This is a genomic window from Streptococcus sp. SP1 (assembly GCF_030440005.1).
Taxonomy (GTDB): Bacteria; Bacillota; Bacilli; order Lactobacillales; family Streptococcaceae; genus Streptococcus; species Streptococcus parasanguinis.
Genome location: NZ_JAQFJJ010000005.1, coordinates 80,464 through 98,450 on the forward strand (window position 1 = coordinate 80,464; position 17,987 = coordinate 98,450).

At 39.2% G+C, this 17,987-nt stretch carries 19 protein-coding genes; 16 read left to right on the forward strand and 3 right to left on the reverse strand.

Translation table 11 applies throughout. The features are described 5' to 3' along the window. Window positions 1–50 precede the first annotated feature (50 nt). The gene (locus PCY07_RS04000; protein WP_003017471.1) at window positions 51–584 is read right to left on the reverse strand and encodes a BioY family transporter; all 534 of its coding nucleotides are present in this window, start codon (window positions 582–584) and stop codon (window positions 51–53) included. A 206-nt stretch (window positions 585–790) separates the two neighbouring features. Between PCY07_RS04000 and PCY07_RS04005 the strand changes: the two genes are divergently transcribed. The 5 genes from PCY07_RS04005 to PCY07_RS04025 all read left to right on the forward strand — a co-directional run bounded on the left by PCY07_RS04005 (window position 791) and on the right by PCY07_RS04025 (window position 5,374). Continuing rightward, complete coding sequence (locus tag PCY07_RS04005; RefSeq protein ID WP_003017467.1) at window positions 791–1,315, forward strand: hypothetical protein; 525 nt, start codon at window positions 791–793, stop codon at window positions 1,313–1,315. Between the two features lie 135 nt (window positions 1,316–1,450). After that, complete coding sequence (locus PCY07_RS04010) at window positions 1,451–2,131, forward strand: response regulator transcription factor (RefSeq protein WP_037607818.1); 681 nt, start codon at window positions 1,451–1,453, stop codon at window positions 2,129–2,131. Further along, complete coding sequence (locus tag PCY07_RS04015) at window positions 2,115–3,485, forward strand: cell wall metabolism sensor histidine kinase WalK (RefSeq protein ID WP_013903377.1); 1,371 nt, start codon at window positions 2,115–2,117, stop codon at window positions 3,483–3,485. Before PCY07_RS04010 ends, PCY07_RS04015 begins: the two co-directional genes overlap by 17 nt. A 15-nt stretch (window positions 3,486–3,500) precedes the next feature. Then, complete coding sequence (locus PCY07_RS04020; protein ID WP_049488213.1) at window positions 3,501–3,881, forward strand: VOC family protein; 381 nt, start codon at window positions 3,501–3,503, stop codon at window positions 3,879–3,881. A gap of 110 nt (window positions 3,882–3,991) precedes the next feature. Further along, window positions 3,992–5,374: a polysaccharide deacetylase family protein gene (locus PCY07_RS04025; protein WP_301355358.1), complete on the forward strand. Its 1,383-nt coding sequence runs from the start codon at window positions 3,992–3,994 to the stop codon at window positions 5,372–5,374. A 42-nt stretch (window positions 5,375–5,416) separates the two neighbouring features. On the opposite strand, the gene PCY07_RS04030 is transcribed toward PCY07_RS04025, so the two are convergent. Continuing rightward, window positions 5,417–6,502, reverse strand: a complete 1,086-nt coding sequence (locus tag PCY07_RS04030) for a DEAD/DEAH box helicase (RefSeq protein WP_301355360.1) — start codon at window positions 6,500–6,502, stop codon at window positions 5,417–5,419. Next, complete coding sequence (locus PCY07_RS04035) at window positions 6,499–7,476, reverse strand: Gfo/Idh/MocA family protein (protein WP_301355362.1); 978 nt, start codon at window positions 7,474–7,476, stop codon at window positions 6,499–6,501. Before PCY07_RS04035 ends, PCY07_RS04030 begins: the two co-directional genes overlap by 4 nt. A 126-nt stretch (window positions 7,477–7,602) precedes the next feature. Here PCY07_RS04035 and PCY07_RS04040 point away from each other — a divergent pair, with 126 nt between their 5' ends. From PCY07_RS04040 to PCY07_RS04090, 11 genes are all read left to right on the forward strand, one after another. Beyond that, window positions 7,603–8,529: a glycosyltransferase family 2 protein gene (locus tag PCY07_RS04040; protein WP_301355365.1), complete on the forward strand. Its 927-nt coding sequence runs from the start codon at window positions 7,603–7,605 to the stop codon at window positions 8,527–8,529. Window positions 8,530–8,594: 65 nt separating this feature from the next. Continuing rightward, the gene (gene rfbD / locus PCY07_RS04045) at window positions 8,595–9,446 is read left to right on the forward strand and encodes a dTDP-4-dehydrorhamnose reductase (RefSeq protein ID WP_301355367.1); all 852 of its coding nucleotides are present in this window, start codon (window positions 8,595–8,597) and stop codon (window positions 9,444–9,446) included. Between the two features lie 159 nt (window positions 9,447–9,605). Continuing rightward, a complete protein-coding gene (locus tag PCY07_RS04050; RefSeq protein ID WP_100208996.1) occupies window positions 9,606–10,895 on the forward strand; it encodes a lipopolysaccharide biosynthesis protein in 1,290 nt (429 codons plus the stop codon). Continuing rightward, entirely contained in the window at window positions 10,895–11,887 is a 993-nt protein-coding gene (locus tag PCY07_RS04055; protein ID WP_003015771.1) for a glycosyltransferase family 8 protein, read from the forward strand. Before PCY07_RS04050 ends, PCY07_RS04055 begins: the two co-directional genes overlap by 1 nt. A gap of 30 nt (window positions 11,888–11,917) precedes the next feature. Then, window positions 11,918–12,634, forward strand: a complete 717-nt coding sequence (locus PCY07_RS04060) for a glycosyltransferase family 2 protein (protein ID WP_227197652.1) — start codon at window positions 11,918–11,920, stop codon at window positions 12,632–12,634. Next, complete coding sequence (locus PCY07_RS04065) at window positions 12,634–12,990, forward strand: DUF2304 domain-containing protein (RefSeq protein WP_003015785.1); 357 nt, start codon at window positions 12,634–12,636, stop codon at window positions 12,988–12,990. Before PCY07_RS04060 ends, PCY07_RS04065 begins: the two co-directional genes overlap by 1 nt. Next, complete coding sequence (locus PCY07_RS04070) at window positions 12,980–13,756, forward strand: glycosyltransferase family 2 protein (RefSeq protein ID WP_061604533.1); 777 nt, start codon at window positions 12,980–12,982, stop codon at window positions 13,754–13,756. The genes PCY07_RS04065 and PCY07_RS04070 overlap by 11 nt, the downstream gene beginning before the upstream one ends. 110 nt (window positions 13,757–13,866) lie before the next feature. Continuing rightward, window positions 13,867–15,015, forward strand: a complete 1,149-nt coding sequence (cps2T, locus tag PCY07_RS04075) for a beta 1-4 rhamnosyltransferase Cps2T (protein WP_301355376.1) — start codon at window positions 13,867–13,869, stop codon at window positions 15,013–15,015. Beyond that, complete coding sequence (locus PCY07_RS04080) at window positions 15,012–15,953, forward strand: glycosyltransferase family 2 protein (protein ID WP_003015797.1); 942 nt, start codon at window positions 15,012–15,014, stop codon at window positions 15,951–15,953. Before cps2T ends, PCY07_RS04080 begins: the two co-directional genes overlap by 4 nt. Beyond that, a complete protein-coding gene (locus PCY07_RS04085) occupies window positions 15,953–16,759 on the forward strand; it encodes an ABC transporter permease (protein ID WP_003003247.1) in 807 nt (268 codons plus the stop codon). Before PCY07_RS04080 ends, PCY07_RS04085 begins: the two co-directional genes overlap by 1 nt. Next, the gene (locus PCY07_RS04090; protein WP_049482481.1) at window positions 16,759–17,982 is read left to right on the forward strand and encodes an ABC transporter ATP-binding protein; all 1,224 of its coding nucleotides are present in this window, start codon (window positions 16,759–16,761) and stop codon (window positions 17,980–17,982) included. The genes PCY07_RS04085 and PCY07_RS04090 overlap by 1 nt, the downstream gene beginning before the upstream one ends. The last annotated feature ends 5 nt before the right edge of the window (window positions 17,983–17,987 follow it).

Here is a 17,987-nt window from a genome sequence, read left to right on the forward strand (position 1 = left end):
CTGTGTTCAGATGTTGATATTTTTAATATATCCGCTAAGACCTTTGTATCTTATTTGAAATACCAGTGGTGTTTAAGGCTGGCAAAAATCGCCTTGCTGGTGATCGTGATGATGATCAGTTTGATGAGGTCGGCAAGGATAAAGGGAGCAACGACCAAAGCAAATGCTTTTTGGAGATCAGTATGCGTGATCAGCATAAAGCCGATAGCACCAGATACAAAGAGGAGTGCACTACTGAGGAGATTGGCAAAAAAGATAGTGAAAATGCTGGATTTAGCATTGGTAAATAGAGATGTGATCCATGCACGGAATGGGAAGAAGAGGAGGAAACCAGCAGTAGGACCAAGGAAATGCGAAGCACCACCAGCACCTCCGGCAAATACTGGAAAACCTAAGAAGCCTAAAAGCAGGTAAAGACAGACTGTGACAAAGGAATGGCTGGGTTTATAGATGGTTCCGATAATCCCGATCATGAGTGTCTGCAGGGTCAAAGGAATTGGTCCAAATGGAATGGTGAATTGAGATAGGACGGAGATCATGGCCACTCCAATGGAGATGAGAACTAAGGGAAAGATTTTCTTCATATCAGTTAACCTCTTGTTTATTTTATGGTAACTATTCTACAATAAGAGGCTAAACCTGTCAATGGCCCACGCTTATTTTAGGATTTTTTAAGTAAAAATTTAGGCAGGCTTAAGACTCTTGAAGTATAATCGCCATACTTAAAGGATCGAGCTCCCTTTAAAATTTAAAAGACAAGTACTTGTAAAAAAAGATAAAAGGTAAAAAGATGAATCAAAAAGAAACAAAACAAGTAGTCGAAACGCAAGAATCAAAAGAAAAAATGGTTGTCCTAAAACGAAGTCCTAAGTGGTGGATTGGCATGGCAGCAGTTGGTGGATTGTTGGTTGGTGCTGGAAGTGGCTTTGGTGTCGGAGTCATCGCCTCTCAATCTTCCAATAACCAACAATTTTCTCAACCAGTCCAAACGGGTCAAAACCAAGGATCCAATCAGCAACAAAATAGTCAAAATGGCCATGCTTTACAAGGAAACCAGCAAAATGGTGGCCCACAGAATGGCGGTCCTCAAGGCGGTGGCCAAGGACAAGGTGGTCCGCAAGGTGGCGGACCTGGTCAGATGCCACAAGAAGGCAATGGTGGCCCACAAGGGAATGGTCCAGATAATGGCATGAACCAATCTGGCAGACAAGAAGGGAACCAGGGTTCCTCTAAAAAGTCCAATAAGAAGAATTCAAAAAATAAAAACAAGACGAGTGATAGTCAAAGTAACAAAGAAAACACGACAAATTCATAGAATTAGCCTTCCTCAGGCAGGCTGAGTTTGATCATAAAACCAGGTTCTAAACTATAGGAAATGAAGGCAAGTCGTGTTATAATGGTTAAGAATAGATTAGAAAGACTCACTCACGAAAGAGAAGAGGATACGACGATGATTAAAATTCTATTGGTCGAAGATGACCTTGGTTTGTCAAATTCAGTATTTGATTTTTTAGATGATTTTGCGGACGTCATGCAGGTCTTTGACGGAGAAGAAGGTCTTTACGAAGCAGAAAGCGGGATCTATGATTTGATTTTGCTGGACCTCATGCTTCCTGAAAAAGACGGCTTCCATGTCTTGAAAGAATTGCGTGAAAAAGGCGTGACAACCCCTGTTTTGATCATGACAGCTAAAGAAAGTCTGGATGACAAAGGACACGGATTTGAGCTGGGGGCAGACGATTACCTCACCAAACCTTTCTACCTAGAAGAACTCAAGATGCGGATTCAAGCTCTCTTGAAGCGCTCAGGAAAAGTGAATGAAAACACCCTTAATTATGGCAATTTGAAGGTCAACTTATCTACCAATTCGACTTACGTGGACGGTAAGGAAGTGGAACTTCTTGGGAAGGAATTTGATCTCTTGGTCTATTTCCTTCAAAACCAAAATGTCATCCTTCCAAAAACACAGATTTTCGATCGCCTTTGGGGCTTTGACAGTGATACGACTATCTCTGTTGTTGAGGTCTATGTTTCAAAAATCCGTAAGAAATTAAAAGGTACTGATTTCGTTGAGAGCTTGCAAACATTGCGCAGTGTGGGGTATATCTTAAAAGATGCTAACCAGAATTAAGAAAACTGTCGGAGAAGATGATTTTTCCTACTTCATCCGATATTTTGGGCTCTTTACCTTGATATTTTCAGCAATGACCTTGATTATCATTCAGGTTATGCGCTCGAGTCTCTATACAACTGTCGATGAGAACCTCAAGACTTTAAGTAAGGATCCTTATTCGCTAGCGGCTATTGCTTATCGGGACCAGCGACAATCGAAAGATAAGGATAATGATGAAGATCCTGAGGTGATGATCCCAGATCATGATAAATCAGAACCCAAAGGAGATGTCACATCCAATACCACTGTTGTATTGCTCAACAGAAATTATGAAAATCTGACGACAGGCAACGGATTTTTAAACTTTAAATCTGTCACTTTTGGCCGGAAGTTGCTCAACAAAGTTTCCCAGCTCCAAATTACAAATAGCTACGGGAAAAAAGAAAGTTACCGTGCTTATATGACAGATTTGGGATTGACTGATGATGGGGGAAGTGACGTCAAGTATGCGGTTATCATGACCAATATTAGTCAGTTGGAGCAGACGAGTGAAGAGCACGAAAGCCAAATCGCTCTTGTCATGATCTGCTTCTGGGGAATTTCTTTGTTTGCTAGTCTTTTCCTAGCACGTCTCAGCGTTAAACCCCTTCTTGAGAGTATGCAAAAGCAAAAGGCTTTCGTAGAAAATGCCTCCCATGAATTGCGGACACCTTTAGCAGTCCTCCAAAATCGCCTCGAAACGCTTTTTAGAAAACCTGAGGCAACCATCATGGAGTCAAGTGAGAGTATTGCATCCAGCTTGGATGAAGTTCGAAATATGAAGCTCTTGACCACCAACCTTCTTAATATTGCCCGGAGGGATGATGGCTTGAAGCCAGAGATAGAAGAAATTGAGCCAAGCTTTTTTGATCAGACCTTCTCGAATTTTGAGATCATTGCGGAAGAAAATGGCAAATTCTTCCAGGGGGACAATCAGGTGGATAAGGTCATTTGTTCTGATAAAACGCTCCTCAAGCAGTTGATGACCATTCTCTATGACAATGCCTTGAAGTACACCGACGAAGATGGTGAGATTCAGTTTGAAGTCCAGTTGAAGGACAAAAATCTTCTTTTGAGAGCACTGGATAATGGACCTGGTGTTCGAGACGAGGACAAGAAACGGATCTTTGATCGTTTTTACCGGGTGGATAAAGCCAGAACCCGTCAAAAAGGTGGATTTGGTTTGGGGCTATCTTTAGCCAAACAAATTGTAGAGGCTTTTAAGGGAACCATTCAAGTTAAAGATAATAAACCAAAAGGTTCCATCTTTGAAGTAAAATTATCCATCAAGACGGAAAGTCGTAAAAAAATCGTTCATAATTTAAAAAAATAGAAATGAGGAAAACTTATGAGTTCAAAAATGTTGCACACTTGCCTTCGTGTGGAAAACTTAGAAAAATCAATCGCTTTTTACCAAGATGCTTTTGGTTTTGAAGAAAAACGTCGGAAAGATTTTCCAGACTACAAGTTCACGATTGTCTATTTGGCCTTGCCTGGAGATGACTATGAGTTGGAATTGACTTATAATTATGATCATGGTCCATATGTGATTGGAGACGGCTACGCACACGTTGCCTTGAGTACTCCTGATCTAGAAGCTTTAAATGCCGAACACAAGGCTAAAGGCTATGAAGTGACGGAACCAAAAGGTCTTCCAGGAACGCAACCGAATTACTATTTCGTTGTAGATCCAGATGGATATAAAGTAGAAGTCATTCGCGAAAAATAAGAGTGATTAAAAATAGGGGCCACTGCCGGTGACGACAGTCGCCCTCTTTTTTATGAAACCATTTACAAAAAAGGAATGTTTTTTCGATAGAAATTTGCTATAATAAAGTTATGAGATTCAAACACACGAAAACTATATTATTAATCATTACAAATCTCCTTTTACTGAGTCTTTTGTATATCGGTTATCAAAAGATTCAAAGGGTTCGTGAACAAAAAGCCTATCAGGATCAGTTTGCCAAGGTCACCCAACTAGAGAAAAGCTCTGAAAAAGGGAAAGATGTTCAAGTTCAGGAAGGGATTATTGGGACATCTTATGTGACCACTTATTATCCTACTAAGGATGGACAAGCTGTTGAGATTATTAAAGAGAAGATTCAAGAAGATCTTCAGCGTCTAGGATCTGATGAGAAAACCAAAGAGCCTAAGCATCTGACCTTCTACCATAGTGAAGAATCAGAAGCACCTTTTGTTGGCTATCATCCTATCCAAATCAAAAGGGTTGAATACCAGTATAAAAAAGGAAAATTCATCAAAGATGAGACCGTGAAACTACCTCTCTTCTACGTGGATGATGAGAACAACCCTCTGACCCTCAGTCAGGTTTTTGCGGATCCAGATGGAGCCAAACAGATCTTTTTGGAGGAATTGCGAGGGAATCTAGACTTTCGTCAGTTGGATGAGGAAAGCATTGATCAAATGGTCGCCCACTTTTCAGAGTTGGATTTGAGCCAATGGGAATTCCAATATGAAAAAGGGAATTTTACCATTCCATTTCCAAGCAAGGTTAAGGGAGATGATACCTTCACTGTTCCCTTGTCTAAATTCTATGATGTGATTGATACAGAGCGCTTGCTTCCTGACGATCTAGCTTCTTACCAATCCTATATTGAAGAACGCCACCGTAAGATGATTGCTCTGACTTTTGATGATGGACCAGATCCAACCACGACTCCTCAGGCGCTGGCCATCTTAAAGAAATACAATGCCAAAGCTACCTTCTTTATGGTCGGAAAAAATGTTAGTGCGAATCCTGATATTGCCAAGCAAGTCCGCAAAGAAGGTCATCAAATTGGGAACCATACCTGGGATCACCCTCAATTACCAAAATTGAGCTTGGATAATGCTAAAAAAGAGATCTTGGATACCCAAGAAGCTATTCAAAAAGCGACAGGCGTCCAAACCAAGATTACCCGTCCTCCATATGGAGCCATCAATAACGCCATCCAATACGGAGTAGACCAATCCTTCATCATGTGGGATGTGGATAGCTTAGATTGGAAGACACATAATACGACGGCCATTCTCAATGAAGTGAAAAAAGAAGTCAAACCGGGTTCGATTATCCTCATGCATGATATCCATCAAACCACGATTGACGCTCTACCGACCGTCCTTGACTACCTCAAATCGCAAGGCTATACCTTTGTAACGGTGGATGAGTTGTTGGATTATCAACTTGAAAGTCATCGCATTTATTACAATGGAAATTAACATAAAAATCCTCTGCAGTTCATTCACTAGCAGAGGATTTTCTTATTCATTTAAAAAGAGTTCTGAATTTTTTAAAACCAGTTCACGGACAGAAGCGTATTTTTTTAAGGATTTGAGTTCTTCTGGGTGGGTGATAAAGGTGATCACATAGCCATCACGCCCCATTCGTCCTGTTCGACCAGCACGGTGGGTATAGGTCTCTACATCACGGGGGATATCGTAGTTAATCACACACTCAAGATGTTCAATATCGATTCCACGAGCGACCAAATCGGTGGCCAGCAAGAGGGTTAGCTGATGGTCTTTGAAGCGTTCCAGAATGACCTTGCGGTATTTGACATTGACATCACTGGCGAGCGATACGGCTTCGACCCCACGGTATTGTAGTTTTTCTTCAGCACTACCCAGATCAGATAGGCTGTTGAAAAAAGCTAGACCACGAAAATCTTCGACGTAGGCGAGTTTGCGGAGCAATTCGACCTTGTCCCGCTTATCCACTTGCATATAAAAATGTTGGATATTGTCCAAAGAAACTCCATCAACCGTCATGCGAAGGGTATTTTCTTCTAGCTGGTCTGGATCGACCTTGGCTGTGGCACTCATATAGATATATTGGTGGTCGCGGGGAGCATAGTGGCTGATCTTGTCGACGAAGTGGTACTGAGAATCGCTCAGTAATTGGTCGAATTCATCTAAAATGATGGTTTCCACATTCATCATTTTGATCTTTTTCAGCTTGATCAGTTCAAAGATCCGACCAGGCGTCCCAACCAGGATTTCGGGTCCTTTTTTGAGGCGTTCGATTTGCCGTTTTTGACTAGATCCTGAAAGGAAGAGTTGTGTCTGGAGACCGAGAGGCTCTGCCCATTGTTTGGTGACATCAAAAATTTGTCCTGCTAACTCTGTATTAGGAGCTAAAATCAAGAGTTGTTGGGCCTTCTTCGGTTTGAGTTTGAGCAAGCTCGGAAAGAGGTAGGCGAGTGTCTTACCCGTTCCAGTAGGACTGATCCCGAGGACATTTTCTCTTTCATAAATTGGGGAGAAGATCTGTTCCTGAATTTCAGTGAATGTATCAAATCCGAGTGTTTCTAACTGGTCTTTCCAGCTTTGTGGAAATTGTTCTTTCATTCTTTTTCATCCTTAAATTGTATTCTAGCGCTTTGACGCATCTGGTAGAGGGTTTCATGGACCTGCTCAGCTGTTTGTAACCACTCAAGATAAGCAGACGGCTTTTGATGAGCGATGGCAAGGGCAAAGGCTTCTGCCTCTTCTTGCATTTGGTGTGGGCAGGGCTGGATCGGAAGGTCGATGATTTCCCCAGAATGGCTGATGAGGGCCTGGTTGATGGCTGCTACAGCATTGAGAGTTAGCGTTCCAGTCTTGGTGTAGATTTCAGCAGGTAAATGGCTGGTGATATTTTTCCCTACCTGAATGGCAACCTGAAAATCTGGATAAATCAAGACACCTTGGCCATAGAGATCAACCGAATTGGGTAATTGCTGAGCGGTGTAGTGGCTTGAGATTGGAGTTCCAAAGAAGCCAATGGCCAGGTAGAGGCAGTAGACTCCCAGATCCATCAAAGCTCCACCTGCATAGACATCTGAGAAAATATTGGGCATCTCACCTGCAAGAAGGGCCGGCAATTTGGAAGAATATTTGGCAAAGGTGAAGTTGGCGCCTAGGATTTCCTGGTTAGAGAGGAAGTCTTTAACTACTTGAAAGGCTGCTTCTTGATAATTTCTGGCAGCTTCAAAGAGATAGACCTGGTGCTCCTTAGCGAGCTTGACCAGTTCCTTCCATTCAGAAGGGTTTGTCACAGCCGGTTTTTCAATGATGACATGCTTCTTGGCCAGAATAGCAAGCTTGGCCTGAGCGAAATGAAGAGAATTGGGGCTAGCAATGTAGACCACATCCAGCTCACTGTCTAAGAAGTCGATGACATCCGTGTAGCAACAGATCGCCCCATAAGGCTCACAAAACTCTTGAGCCGTCTTCATCTTTCTCGAATACACAGCCTGCAAGTGATAGTGGCCCGTCTGATGAGCAGCTGTAATAAATTCATGTGAAATCCAACTCGTACCAATAATTCCCAGCTTTAACATAAGGTGTCCTTCCGTAATCGATTCACTCTATTATACCATGAAAAGGGGGAGGGACGGGGTGAAAAATACTAGGGTTTATGAGAGTTTTTTGTTACAATAGAAAGTGAATAAGTCAAGGAGAAAGAGATGACCATATCAGTTGTAGTCCCGTGTTTTAACGAAGAAGAATCGATTCCATTATTTTATCGAGAAATGGAACGTGTTCGGATGAAGATGGGAGAAAAATTTGAATATATTTTTATAAATGATGGCTCTTCAGATGGTACACTATCCGTTCTTCGAAAGCTACATGTTACAGATTCAAATGTGCACTACCTTTCTTTTTCTCGAAATTTTGGAAAAGAGGCTGCACTATACGCTGGACTTGAGCGTGCTAGTGGTGAATACGTGACCGTCATGGATGTGGATCTGCAGGATCCTCCAGAGTTATTGATCGAAATGAAGCAGAGGTTGGAGGAACAACCAGATCTAGACTGTGTTGGAACGAGACGCGTAACCCGTGATGGAGAACCACCGATCCGTTCTTTCTTTGCACGGATGTTTTATAAATTGATCAATCATATTAGCCAAGTGGAAATGGTTGACGGGGCGCGGGATTTCCGTTTGATGCGCCGTCCTATGGTCAATGCTATTATGGAGTTATCGGAGTACAATCGTTTTTCAAAAGGGATTTTTGCATGGGTAGGATTTGAGACAGAATACCTCGAATATAAAAATGTAGAGCGAGTGGCAGGAGAGACGTCCTGGAATTTTTGGTCCCTCTTTAAGTATTCGATTGAAGGCATTGTCAATTTCTCGGATGCCCCACTAAATATTGCCTTTATTGGTGGACTATTATCTTGGATTTTGGCCTTTATCATGGTGATTCTGATTGTAATCCGCACCTTAGTCTTTGGGGATCCTACTTCAGGTTGGCCATCCCTTATGACAGTGATTCTTTTCCTGGGAGGGTTCCAATTATTGACCATTGGGATTTTAGGGAAATATATTGGTAAGATCTTCATGGAAACCAAGAAACGTCCAATCTATGTTATAAAAGAGAAAAGTGAGTAAAAAGCAGAAAACTTCTGCTTTTTTTGCTATAATGATAGGGAAAAAGCAATTGAAAGGAATTTAACATGATTTTAATTACAGGAGCGAATGGTCAACTTGGAACAGAGCTTCGCCATTTGTTAGACGAACGAAATGAAGAATATGTAGCTGTTGATGTAGCTGAAATGGACATCACAAAAGCAGAAAAAGTAGATGAGGTATTCGTAGAAGTGAAACCAACCTTGGTATATCACTGTGCTGCCTACACAGCTGTTGATGCTGCTGAAGATGAAGGAAAAGAGTTGGACTATGCCATCAATGTGACTGGTACGGAAAATGTAGCAAAGGCATCTGAAAAACATGGTGCAACCTTGGTTTATATCTCAACCGACTACGTTTTTGATGGGAAAAAACCGGTGGGACAAGAATGGGAAGTAGACGATCAACCAGATCCTCAAACAGAGTACGGTCGTACCAAACGTATGGGGGAAGAATTGGTTGAGAAGCATGTGTCTAACTTCTATATCATCCGAACAGCTTGGGTCTTTGGAAACTACGGTAAGAACTTTGTCTTCACGATGCAAAACCTTGCAAAGACTCACAAAACACTTACAGTCGTTAATGACCAACATGGTCGTCCAACCTGGACCCGTACTCTTGCAGAGTTTATGACTTATTTGGCTGAAAATCGTAAAGATTATGGTTATTACCACTTGTCTAACGATGCGAAAGAAGATACAACTTGGTATGACTTTGCAGTTGAAATCCTCAAAGATACGGATGTAGAAGTGAAGCCAGTGGATTCCAGCCAATTCCCAGCTAAAGCTAAACGCCCACTGAACTCAACAATGAGTTTGGCTAAGGCTAAGGCCACAGGATTCGTTATTCCAACTTGGCAAGATGCCTTGAAAGAGTTCTATAAACAAGAAGTGAAATAAGAATTTTACCTTTATAAAAAGACCGATAAGGTCTTTTTATATTGAAGTAAAATTATTTTCTCTTTTTATTGAATCTAATCTATAGTATAATAAAGGAAAATAGATTTTGTAGGAGAAGCAAAGGTGTCACAAGATAAAAAATATCGCGAAAAAGGTGATATTAAAGAACAATATTTGTATGATAAAAATCCTTCAAATGGTTCTACAAAACAAAATTATGTTTGGAACTTATTTGGAACAGTTTCTTCATCGTTAATTTCAGTTGTACTATTACTTTTTGCTTCTAGATTTCTTGATTCACACAATTCAGATATTTTTAGTATTGCATATGCTTTGGGCCAACAATTTTTTGTTCTAGGTTACTTCCAGATACGTAATATGCAATCTACTGATATTCAGGAAAAATACTCATTTATCTCATATCATAATACACGGATTGTAACAATTATGATGATGATACTAACTTCTGTTGGATATGTAATTTTCCAGGGATATGATTTATATAAGTCTATAATAATCTTACTGTTGGTATTATATCGTGCAATCGATGCTTATTCTGATGTTTTTCAAGGATACTTTCAACAACAAAACCGTTCTGATCTTGCAGGAAAAGTTCAATTTTATCGAAGTTGGATTTGCATAATAGTCTTTGGGTTTAGTTTGTTACTAACGAAATCATTAATGATTTCTAGTATCGTTATATGTTTGATTAATTTAATACTTACAGTTGTCTTAGATTATAGAATTTCTATTAGGAACTTCAATACAAAATTTTTTCCTTCAATATCAAAAGATTTAAGCAGTATATTTTCTATTTTGAGAGAAGCTTTTCCTTTATTTATAAATGGATTTGTAATAACCTATGTCTATAATGAAGCTAAAATTGATATTGATTTGCTACTGTCTAAGGGATTATTTTCTAATGGTATTCAGCGGGACTTTAATGTACTGTTTATGCCAGTTTTTGTTTTATCTCTCTTATTTTTTGTTTTGAGACCATTGACGACTCAATTATCGATTTATTGGTACGAACGGAAATATGAGTTATTTTATAAGCAAATTTATATTTTATTTACAACTATGACTATCTTAGGTGTAATTATTATAGGTCTGGGTTATTTAATAGGTACAGAGATTCTAGGTCTTGTCTATGGTATATCTTTAATAGAATATAAAATACCTTTTGTAATACTTTTAACTGGAGGTATTCTTAATGTGTTGGCGCTTGTTATTGATATAGTTATGACAATTTTTAGAAAGCAATCATATCTAGTGATTGCATATATTACTACCTTTATTGTGGCTAAATTGATTACTATGATATTTGTGAAAAAAGATGGAATTCTAGGTGCATCATTGTCATTTTTAATTTCGATGACTATCTTTTTTATTACAAGCATGTTGATCTATATTTTGGTAAATAATAATGATAAAAGAAAGAGAAGTTAATGAATATTTTATTTACATTAAATAATGCTTTTGTTCCTCAGGTAGCAACTTGTATGTGTTCAATTTTTGAGAATAATAAATCAATTGATGAAATTAATATCTATTTGATTGCTTCGAATATTTCTGATGAAAATAAACAGAAATTAATTGATTTCGCCAAAAAGTATGGGCGTGGTGTACATATAATTCATTTAGATGATGTCTCAGAATTTATAGATTTTGACTTTGATACCAATGGTTGGTCTTCTATTGTACTAGCTAGGCTATTCCTTGATAAGTTACTACCTGATAATATTAATCGAATTTTATATTTGGATGGTGATACTCTTGTATTAAAAGATCTTTCTAAATTTTATAATATTGATCTTGGTGACAACGTTTTAGGCATGTGTCCCGAACCTACTGTAGACAAAAGAAGAAGGGAATTTCTATCTTTAATGGAAGCTCCATATCATAATTCAGGAGTACTATTAATTGACTTAAAGCAATGGAGAAATCGCGAAATAGGGAAAAAAGTTATTGATTTTTATAAGCAGCACGATGGGAAACTTTTTGCACCGGATCAAGATGCATTAAATGGTGCTCTTAAAGATGATATAGTGACATTACCAATTTCGTATAATTATTTCAATATATATGATACATATCCATACAGAATATTAAAACGATTAAGTTTACCTGCAGATTTCATCTCCAAAAATGAGTTTTTAGAAATTAAAAAATCACCTTCAATTATCCACTATTTAGGAGAAGAACGTCCTTGGCGAAAGGGAAACACACATAGATTTGCAAAGCAATACCTTGAATACCAAAATTGTACACCTTGGTCAGATACTCCTATGGAAACAGGTTGGGAATTATACTTTATTTGTTTTAGGATATTTAATATAATTATGAAACCTTTTCCAATGTTGAGATATAAGATTATTAACTCGCTGATACCAGCATTTATGAAATACCGAAAAAAACAGCTCCAAAAAAATAATAGATAGACGTATTAGACATAGAAAGAAAAAGAATACATGAGAGTTTTAATGATAATTCCTGCCTATAATGAAGAGGAAAGCATTTTCGATACGGTAACAAGTATCTTGAATTACCGCAAGAAAGTTGATTTTGATTTGGACTATGTTGTTATCAATGATGGATCAACAGATAAAACAAAACAAATTTTGGAAGAGAATCATTTTAATGCTGTTCATCTTGTGATGAATCTTGGAATCGGCGGTGCGGTTCAAACAGGATACAAATATGCACTAGAGCATGACTATGATGTAGCAGTTCAATTTGATGGAGATGGCCAGCATGATATTGAATCATTGTCAGATTTGCTAGAACCAATTCGAAAAAATGAAGCAGACTTAGTAATTGGTTCTCGTTTTGTTGGTGATGTTAAGTCGGAATTTCAAACGACTTTTATGAGACGTTTTGGTATTGGCGTTATTTCCAATCTGATTAAATGGACAACAGGACAAAGAGTTTTAGATACGACATCAGGCTATCGTTTAGCTGATAAAGCTGTTATCAAACAATTTGCTAGACGTTACCCAATCAAGTATCCAGAGCCTGAAACAATTGTTCACATTTTGAAACGTAAATATAATGTTGTGGAAAAACCTGCTAATATGTTTGAACGTACTGGCGGAGTGTCCTCCATCACCCCCATCAAGTCTATTCGTTATATGATTGAAGTATGTTCATCCATTTTAATCGCAGCCTTTATGAGGGAGAGTGAATAATGTCAGTATTATCTATAGTTATGTTGGTAGCTTCAATCTTTTTCCTTTATCTAGTCATTAGAAATATCAACAAAAATAATATCTTATTTGAACAAGCATTCATGTGGATTGTAATCAGTTTTGTCATGATTATTATTTCCATTTTCGATGTTATTCCTGGTTATTTTGCTGGTTTACTTGGATTTGAATTGACTTCGAATTTTTTATTGTCGCTTGCTATATTTTTCTTGTTGGTTATTGCTTTTTTACAAACTATGACTTTGTCAAAACAAAAAGAGCAGATGAAGCATTTAGTTCAAGAGTTGTCTATTCTAAAAAGTCATATAGAAACGAAAGAGGGAAATGATGAACAATAATCACACTTGGGTGATTTGTGCTTATGGAGAAAGCGAATACTTAGAAGCTTGTATTCAATCTTTGAAGAATCAAACTCTCCAATCACAGATTATCTGTTACAGTTCAACACCACTGGATTCGATTAAGGAACTTTGTCAGCGTTATGCTATTCCATTTTACACCAAGCAAGGTGGTGGGATTGGTAAGGATTGGAACAATGCCATGTCTTTTGTAGAGACGAAATATGCTACCATTGCCCATCAGGATGATTATTATGAACCGGACTATGCTCAGAAAGTTTTGGCTAAGATGGAAAAAAATCAAGATGTGTTGATTGGGTATTCTGATTATTTTGAAGAAAAAGACGGCCATAAAATTCCTGCGAATACAAATCTGAAGATCAAAACCTTGATGTTAAAAACCATGAATCTTTTTCCTGCTAGTCACTTTTGGCGAAACCGTGTGATGGCTTTTGGGAATCCGATTTGTTGTCCAGCTGTTACCTATAATCGTGAAAATTTGAAGAATTTCTATTTTGATGAAGGAATGAGAGTGAGTTTGGATTGGTACGCATGGTATAAGATCAGCGAGTATAAAGGTCGTTTTGCTTATGTATCTGACAAGCTCATGTGCCACCGTATCCATGGAGAGTCTGAAACATCAAAAACCATTGCAGACAATACGCGTAGTAAAGAAGATCTATACATGTATGAACTCTTCTGGCCTAAATGGATGGCCAAGTTGTTGATGAGACAATATGTGAAGAGTCAAAATTCGAATAATTAGAAGTTTTTATAATAAGCGGCTCTAAAGGGTCGCTTTTCTGTTTGTATTAGGCAAAAAGCCTAGAAAATGGTATAATTGGATAGACTGTGAATGATTTGAAAGGGAACTCTATGCAACATGTTTTTATTATCGGAAGTCGTGGACTTCCGGCTCAATATGGCGGTTTTGAAACTTTTGTGGACCAATTGGTCTCGCATCAAGTGTCTCCAGATATCCAGTACCATGTTGCCTGCCTTTCTAATGATCAAGCCTATTATCATTTTGACTACAAGGGTGTCGATTGTTATACGATTAAAGCACCTAAGCTTGGGCCTGCGCGTGTCATCGCCTATGATATGATGGCTATCAACTATGCCTTGAAGTTCATTAAGAAACAAAGAATTGAACAGCCAATTTTTTATGTCTTAGGAAATACAATCGGAGCCTTTGTGGCGCCTTTTGCGCGTAAGATCCATAAGATGGGTGGTCGATTCTATATAAATCCAGATGGACTGGAGTGGAAGCGGGCCAAGTGGGCTAAACCGATCCAAGCCTATCTCAAGTATTCTGAAAAGATCATGACGCGCCATGCTGACCTGGTAATTTCAGACAACCCTGGTATTGAATCCTATATCAAGGAAGCCTACTCTTGGTCTAAGACGACCTATATTGCCTATGGAACGGACTTATCTCCGACCAGCCTAAACAGTCAGGATAGGAAGGTCCGAGAATTCTATCACAAGTGGCAGACACAAGAGAAAAACTATTACCTAATTTTGGGTCGCTTTGTCCCAGAAAATAATTATGAGACCGCCATTCGTGAATTTATGACCTCTTCAACCAAGCGGGATTTGGTGATCATTTGTAACCAGGAAGGCAATCCTTATTTTGAGGAGCTCCGAGCTCGAACTGGATTTGATCAGGATCCTCGTGTTAAGTTTGTAGGAACGGTTTATGATCAAGACCTTTTGAAGTATATCCGTAAAGAAGCCTTTGCCTATATCCATGGTCATGAAGTGGGCGGGACCAATCCTGGTCTCCTAGAGGCTCTTGCCCAGACGGATCTGAATTTAGTTTTAGGGGTCTCTTTTAACCAAACGGTCGCTAAGGACACGGCTCAATATTGGACTAAAGAAACTGGGAATTTGGCACATTTGATTGATCAGGTTGATTCTTTAGAAGATGTATCTGAATGGGGTCAACGAGCCAAGGCCAATATGAAACAAAACTTTACCTGGGAAAAAATTGTAGGTGAGTACGAGGAATTATTCTTATCATGAAAGTAAATATCTTGTTGTCCACCTATAATGGTGAACAGTATCTAAAAGAGCAGGTTAAAAGTATCCAAGACCAGACTTATCAAGACTGGCAACTCTTGATCCGAGATGATGGGTCAAGAGATGGTACGGTGGAGATCATTCAAGAGTTGGTTGCCCAGGATGAGCGCATTCGCTTTATCAACCAGGGAGCTATCGAAAATCTCGGTGTCATCAAGAGCTTCCATGCCCTCTTGAAATATGAAGAAGCAGATTTTTATTGTTTTAGTGACCAAGATGATGTCTGGTTACCAGACAAGATTGCTCTTCAGGTAGCAGAAGCAGAGAAGCATCCTCAAGAAGAGCCTTTGCTGGTCTACACAGATTTAAAAGTGGTCGATGAAAACTTAAATGTTCAGCATGAAAGCATGATTCGTACCCAGTCTGATCATGCCAATACCGAACTGATTCAAGAGTTGACGGAAAATACGGTAACTGGTGGGGTAGCCATGATTAACCACGCTCTGGCGGAGTTATGGACAGGTCAAGAAAAACATGCGCTCCTTATGCATGATTGGTACTTGGCCTTGTTGGCAACTGCCTTTGGGAAGCTCATCTATATTGATCAGCCAACAGAATTGTACCGTCAGCACAGTAGCAATGTTCTGGGGGCTCGTACCCTTAGAAAACGGGTTAAAAATTGGATCCGACCCCATGTGCTGTTTGCCAAGTATTGGAATCTCATCGAGTCCAGTCAAGAACAAGCAAAAAATCTATTGGATCTGCCTGTCAGTTCCCAAACTAAAGAAATCATTGAAAACTTTGTCACCATTATGGATGTTCCACTAAAAGAACGTTTGAGACGGATTCGTCAGTACGGTTACCGGAAGAACCGGGCTTTTCACACCTTTGTGTTTACCAGCTTGATTCTGACAAAGTTTGCATATCGAGGTAAAAAATAATGTTTGACGTTTTTAGTCAGAAAAATCGAATTTTATTAAGAGAATTAATCAAAACAGACTTTAAATTACGTTACCAAGGATCAGCAATCGGTTATCTTTGGTCCATTTTAAAGCCCCTGATGACTTTTACGATCATGTATATTGTCTTCATCCGATTCTTACGCTTGGGTGGAGATGTGCCCCATTTCCCAGTTGCCCTCTTGTTGGCCAATGTAATTTGGGGCTTCTTCTCAGAAGCAACATCCATGGGGATGGTGTCGATTGTTAGTCGAGGCGACCTATTGCGGAAGTTGAACTTCTCCAAACATATCATTGTCTTGTCTGCGATTTCAGGAGCAGCCATTAACTTTGTCATTAACCTTGTAGTGGTCTTGATTTTTTCATTCTTCAATGGGGTGACATTCTCTTGGACAGCTTTGATGGTCATTCCGTTATTCTTTGAGTTATTCTTGATGGCGACAGGATGCGCACTGATCTTAGCGACATTTTTTGTTCGTTTCCGTGACTTAGGTCAAGTATGGGAAGTACTCCTGCAAGCCGGCTTGTATGCGACGCCAATTATCTACCCGATTACCTTTATTGCAGACCGCAATCCATGGGCGGCTAAGTTGGTCATGATGAATCCTTTGGCCCAAATTATTCAAGACATGCGATACTTCTTGATTGATAAGGCCAACACTCCTGTCTGGCTTTTGGTAGAGAATAAGTTCTTGGTTTTGATTCCTTATGTTTTACCAATTCTTATTTTTGTCGCTGGCTTTGCTTACTTTAACAAACATGCTAAGAAATTTGCGGAGATTCTCTAATGACAGATAAACAAATTGCAGTAAAAGTAGACCATGTCAGCAAGTACTTTAAGTTGCCAACAGAGGCAACTAATAGTCTTCGAACTGCCCTGGTCAATCGCTTCAAAGGAATCAAAGGATACAAAGAACAACATGTTCTTAAGGATATTTCTTTTGAAGTAGAAAAAGGTGATTTTTTCGGGATCCTCGGTCGAAATGGTTCTGGAAAATCGACTCTCTTGAAAATTATTTCTGAAATCTATGTGCCAGAAAAAGGTACCGTCACTATTGATGGGAAACTGGTGTCCTTTATCGAGCTTGGAGTAGGCTTTAACCCAGAACTGACAGGTCGAGAAAATGTCTATATGAACGGGGCCATGCTTGGCTTTTCAACAGCTGAAATTGATGCCATGTATGATGACATCGTAGACTTTGCTGAGTTGCATGAATTCATGAACCAGAAGCTTAAGAACTACTCATCAGGCATGCAGGTTCGTCTAGCCTTTTCGGTTGCGATTAAGGCCCAAGGTGATATCTTGATTTTGGACGAGGTCTTAGCAGTAGGAGATGAGGCCTTCCAGCGCAAGTGTAACGATTACTTCCAAGAGCGCAAGAAATCAGGGAAAACCACGATTCTGGTTACCCATGATATGGGAGCCGTTAAGAAATATTGTAACAAGGCTGTTTTGATTGAAAATGGTTTGGTGAAGGCTTTAGGGAGTCCAGAAAATGTTGCCAATCAGTACAGTTTTGATAATACAGCTCCTTTGCAACAGGGAGGAGAAGCTAATGGAGCAGGCAATTCCAACCAGGAAGAAAAAGTCTTGGTTGAAAATTTTCAGCTTCAGTTGTTAAGCTCAAACAAATTACGTCCTCAAGATCCTATTCAGTTCCAGATTGATTTTGATGTTCGTGAAGATATCAGGACCTATATCGCTCTGTCTTTAACGGATATTGATCGGAACATTTGGATATACAATGATAATTCTATGAATCAACTGATGAGTGGAGCTGGACATAAAACGGTTCATTATACTTGTTCACTGCCAACTGTAAATGACTTAAAAATGAAATTGGAAGTGACAGTAAGGGATGAGGAAGGGCAGATGTTGGCCTTTTCAGATGCCACTCAGACCCCACTGATCTTTATCAATCGAGATGATATCGCTTTGGATGATAAATCAGCAATGGATTCGGCAAGTGGCTTAATCCAACGCAATGGAACATGGTCAATGACTGACTAGACTGA

Excerpts from the sequence above, each read along its gene's own strand:
- PCY07_RS04000 (WP_003017471.1), bottom strand. The coding sequence starts at position 584 with ATGAAGAAAATCTTTCCCTTAGTTCTCATCTCCATTGGAGTGGCCATG.
- PCY07_RS04005 (WP_003017467.1), top strand. The coding sequence starts at position 791 with ATGAATCAAAAAGAAACAAAACAAGTAGTCGAAACGCAAGAATCAAAA.
- PCY07_RS04010 (WP_037607818.1), top strand. The coding sequence starts at position 1,451 with ATGATTAAAATTCTATTGGTCGAAGATGACCTTGGTTTGTCAAATTCA.
- PCY07_RS04015 (WP_013903377.1), top strand. The coding sequence starts at position 2,115 with ATGCTAACCAGAATTAAGAAAACTGTCGGAGAAGATGATTTTTCCTAC.
- PCY07_RS04020 (WP_049488213.1), top strand. The coding sequence starts at position 3,501 with ATGAGTTCAAAAATGTTGCACACTTGCCTTCGTGTGGAAAACTTAGAA.
- PCY07_RS04025 (WP_301355358.1), top strand. The coding sequence starts at position 3,992 with ATGAGATTCAAACACACGAAAACTATATTATTAATCATTACAAATCTC.
- PCY07_RS04030 (WP_301355360.1), bottom strand. The coding sequence starts at position 6,502 with ATGAAAGAACAATTTCCACAAAGCTGGAAAGACCAGTTAGAAACACTC.
- PCY07_RS04035 (WP_301355362.1), bottom strand. The coding sequence starts at position 7,476 with ATGTTAAAGCTGGGAATTATTGGTACGAGTTGGATTTCACATGAATTT.
- PCY07_RS04040 (WP_301355365.1), top strand. The coding sequence starts at position 7,603 with ATGACCATATCAGTTGTAGTCCCGTGTTTTAACGAAGAAGAATCGATT.
- rfbD (WP_301355367.1), top strand. The coding sequence starts at position 8,595 with ATGATTTTAATTACAGGAGCGAATGGTCAACTTGGAACAGAGCTTCGC.
- PCY07_RS04055 (WP_003015771.1), top strand. The coding sequence starts at position 10,895 with ATGAATATTTTATTTACATTAAATAATGCTTTTGTTCCTCAGGTAGCA.
- PCY07_RS04060 (WP_227197652.1), top strand. The coding sequence starts at position 11,918 with ATGAGAGTTTTAATGATAATTCCTGCCTATAATGAAGAGGAAAGCATT.
- PCY07_RS04065 (WP_003015785.1), top strand. The coding sequence starts at position 12,634 with ATGTCAGTATTATCTATAGTTATGTTGGTAGCTTCAATCTTTTTCCTT.
- PCY07_RS04070 (WP_061604533.1), top strand. The coding sequence starts at position 12,980 with ATGAACAATAATCACACTTGGGTGATTTGTGCTTATGGAGAAAGCGAA.
- cps2T (WP_301355376.1), top strand. The coding sequence starts at position 13,867 with ATGCAACATGTTTTTATTATCGGAAGTCGTGGACTTCCGGCTCAATAT.
- PCY07_RS04080 (WP_003015797.1), top strand. The coding sequence starts at position 15,012 with ATGAAAGTAAATATCTTGTTGTCCACCTATAATGGTGAACAGTATCTA.
- PCY07_RS04085 (WP_003003247.1), top strand. The coding sequence starts at position 15,953 with ATGTTTGACGTTTTTAGTCAGAAAAATCGAATTTTATTAAGAGAATTA.
- PCY07_RS04090 (WP_049482481.1), top strand. The coding sequence starts at position 16,759 with ATGACAGATAAACAAATTGCAGTAAAAGTAGACCATGTCAGCAAGTAC.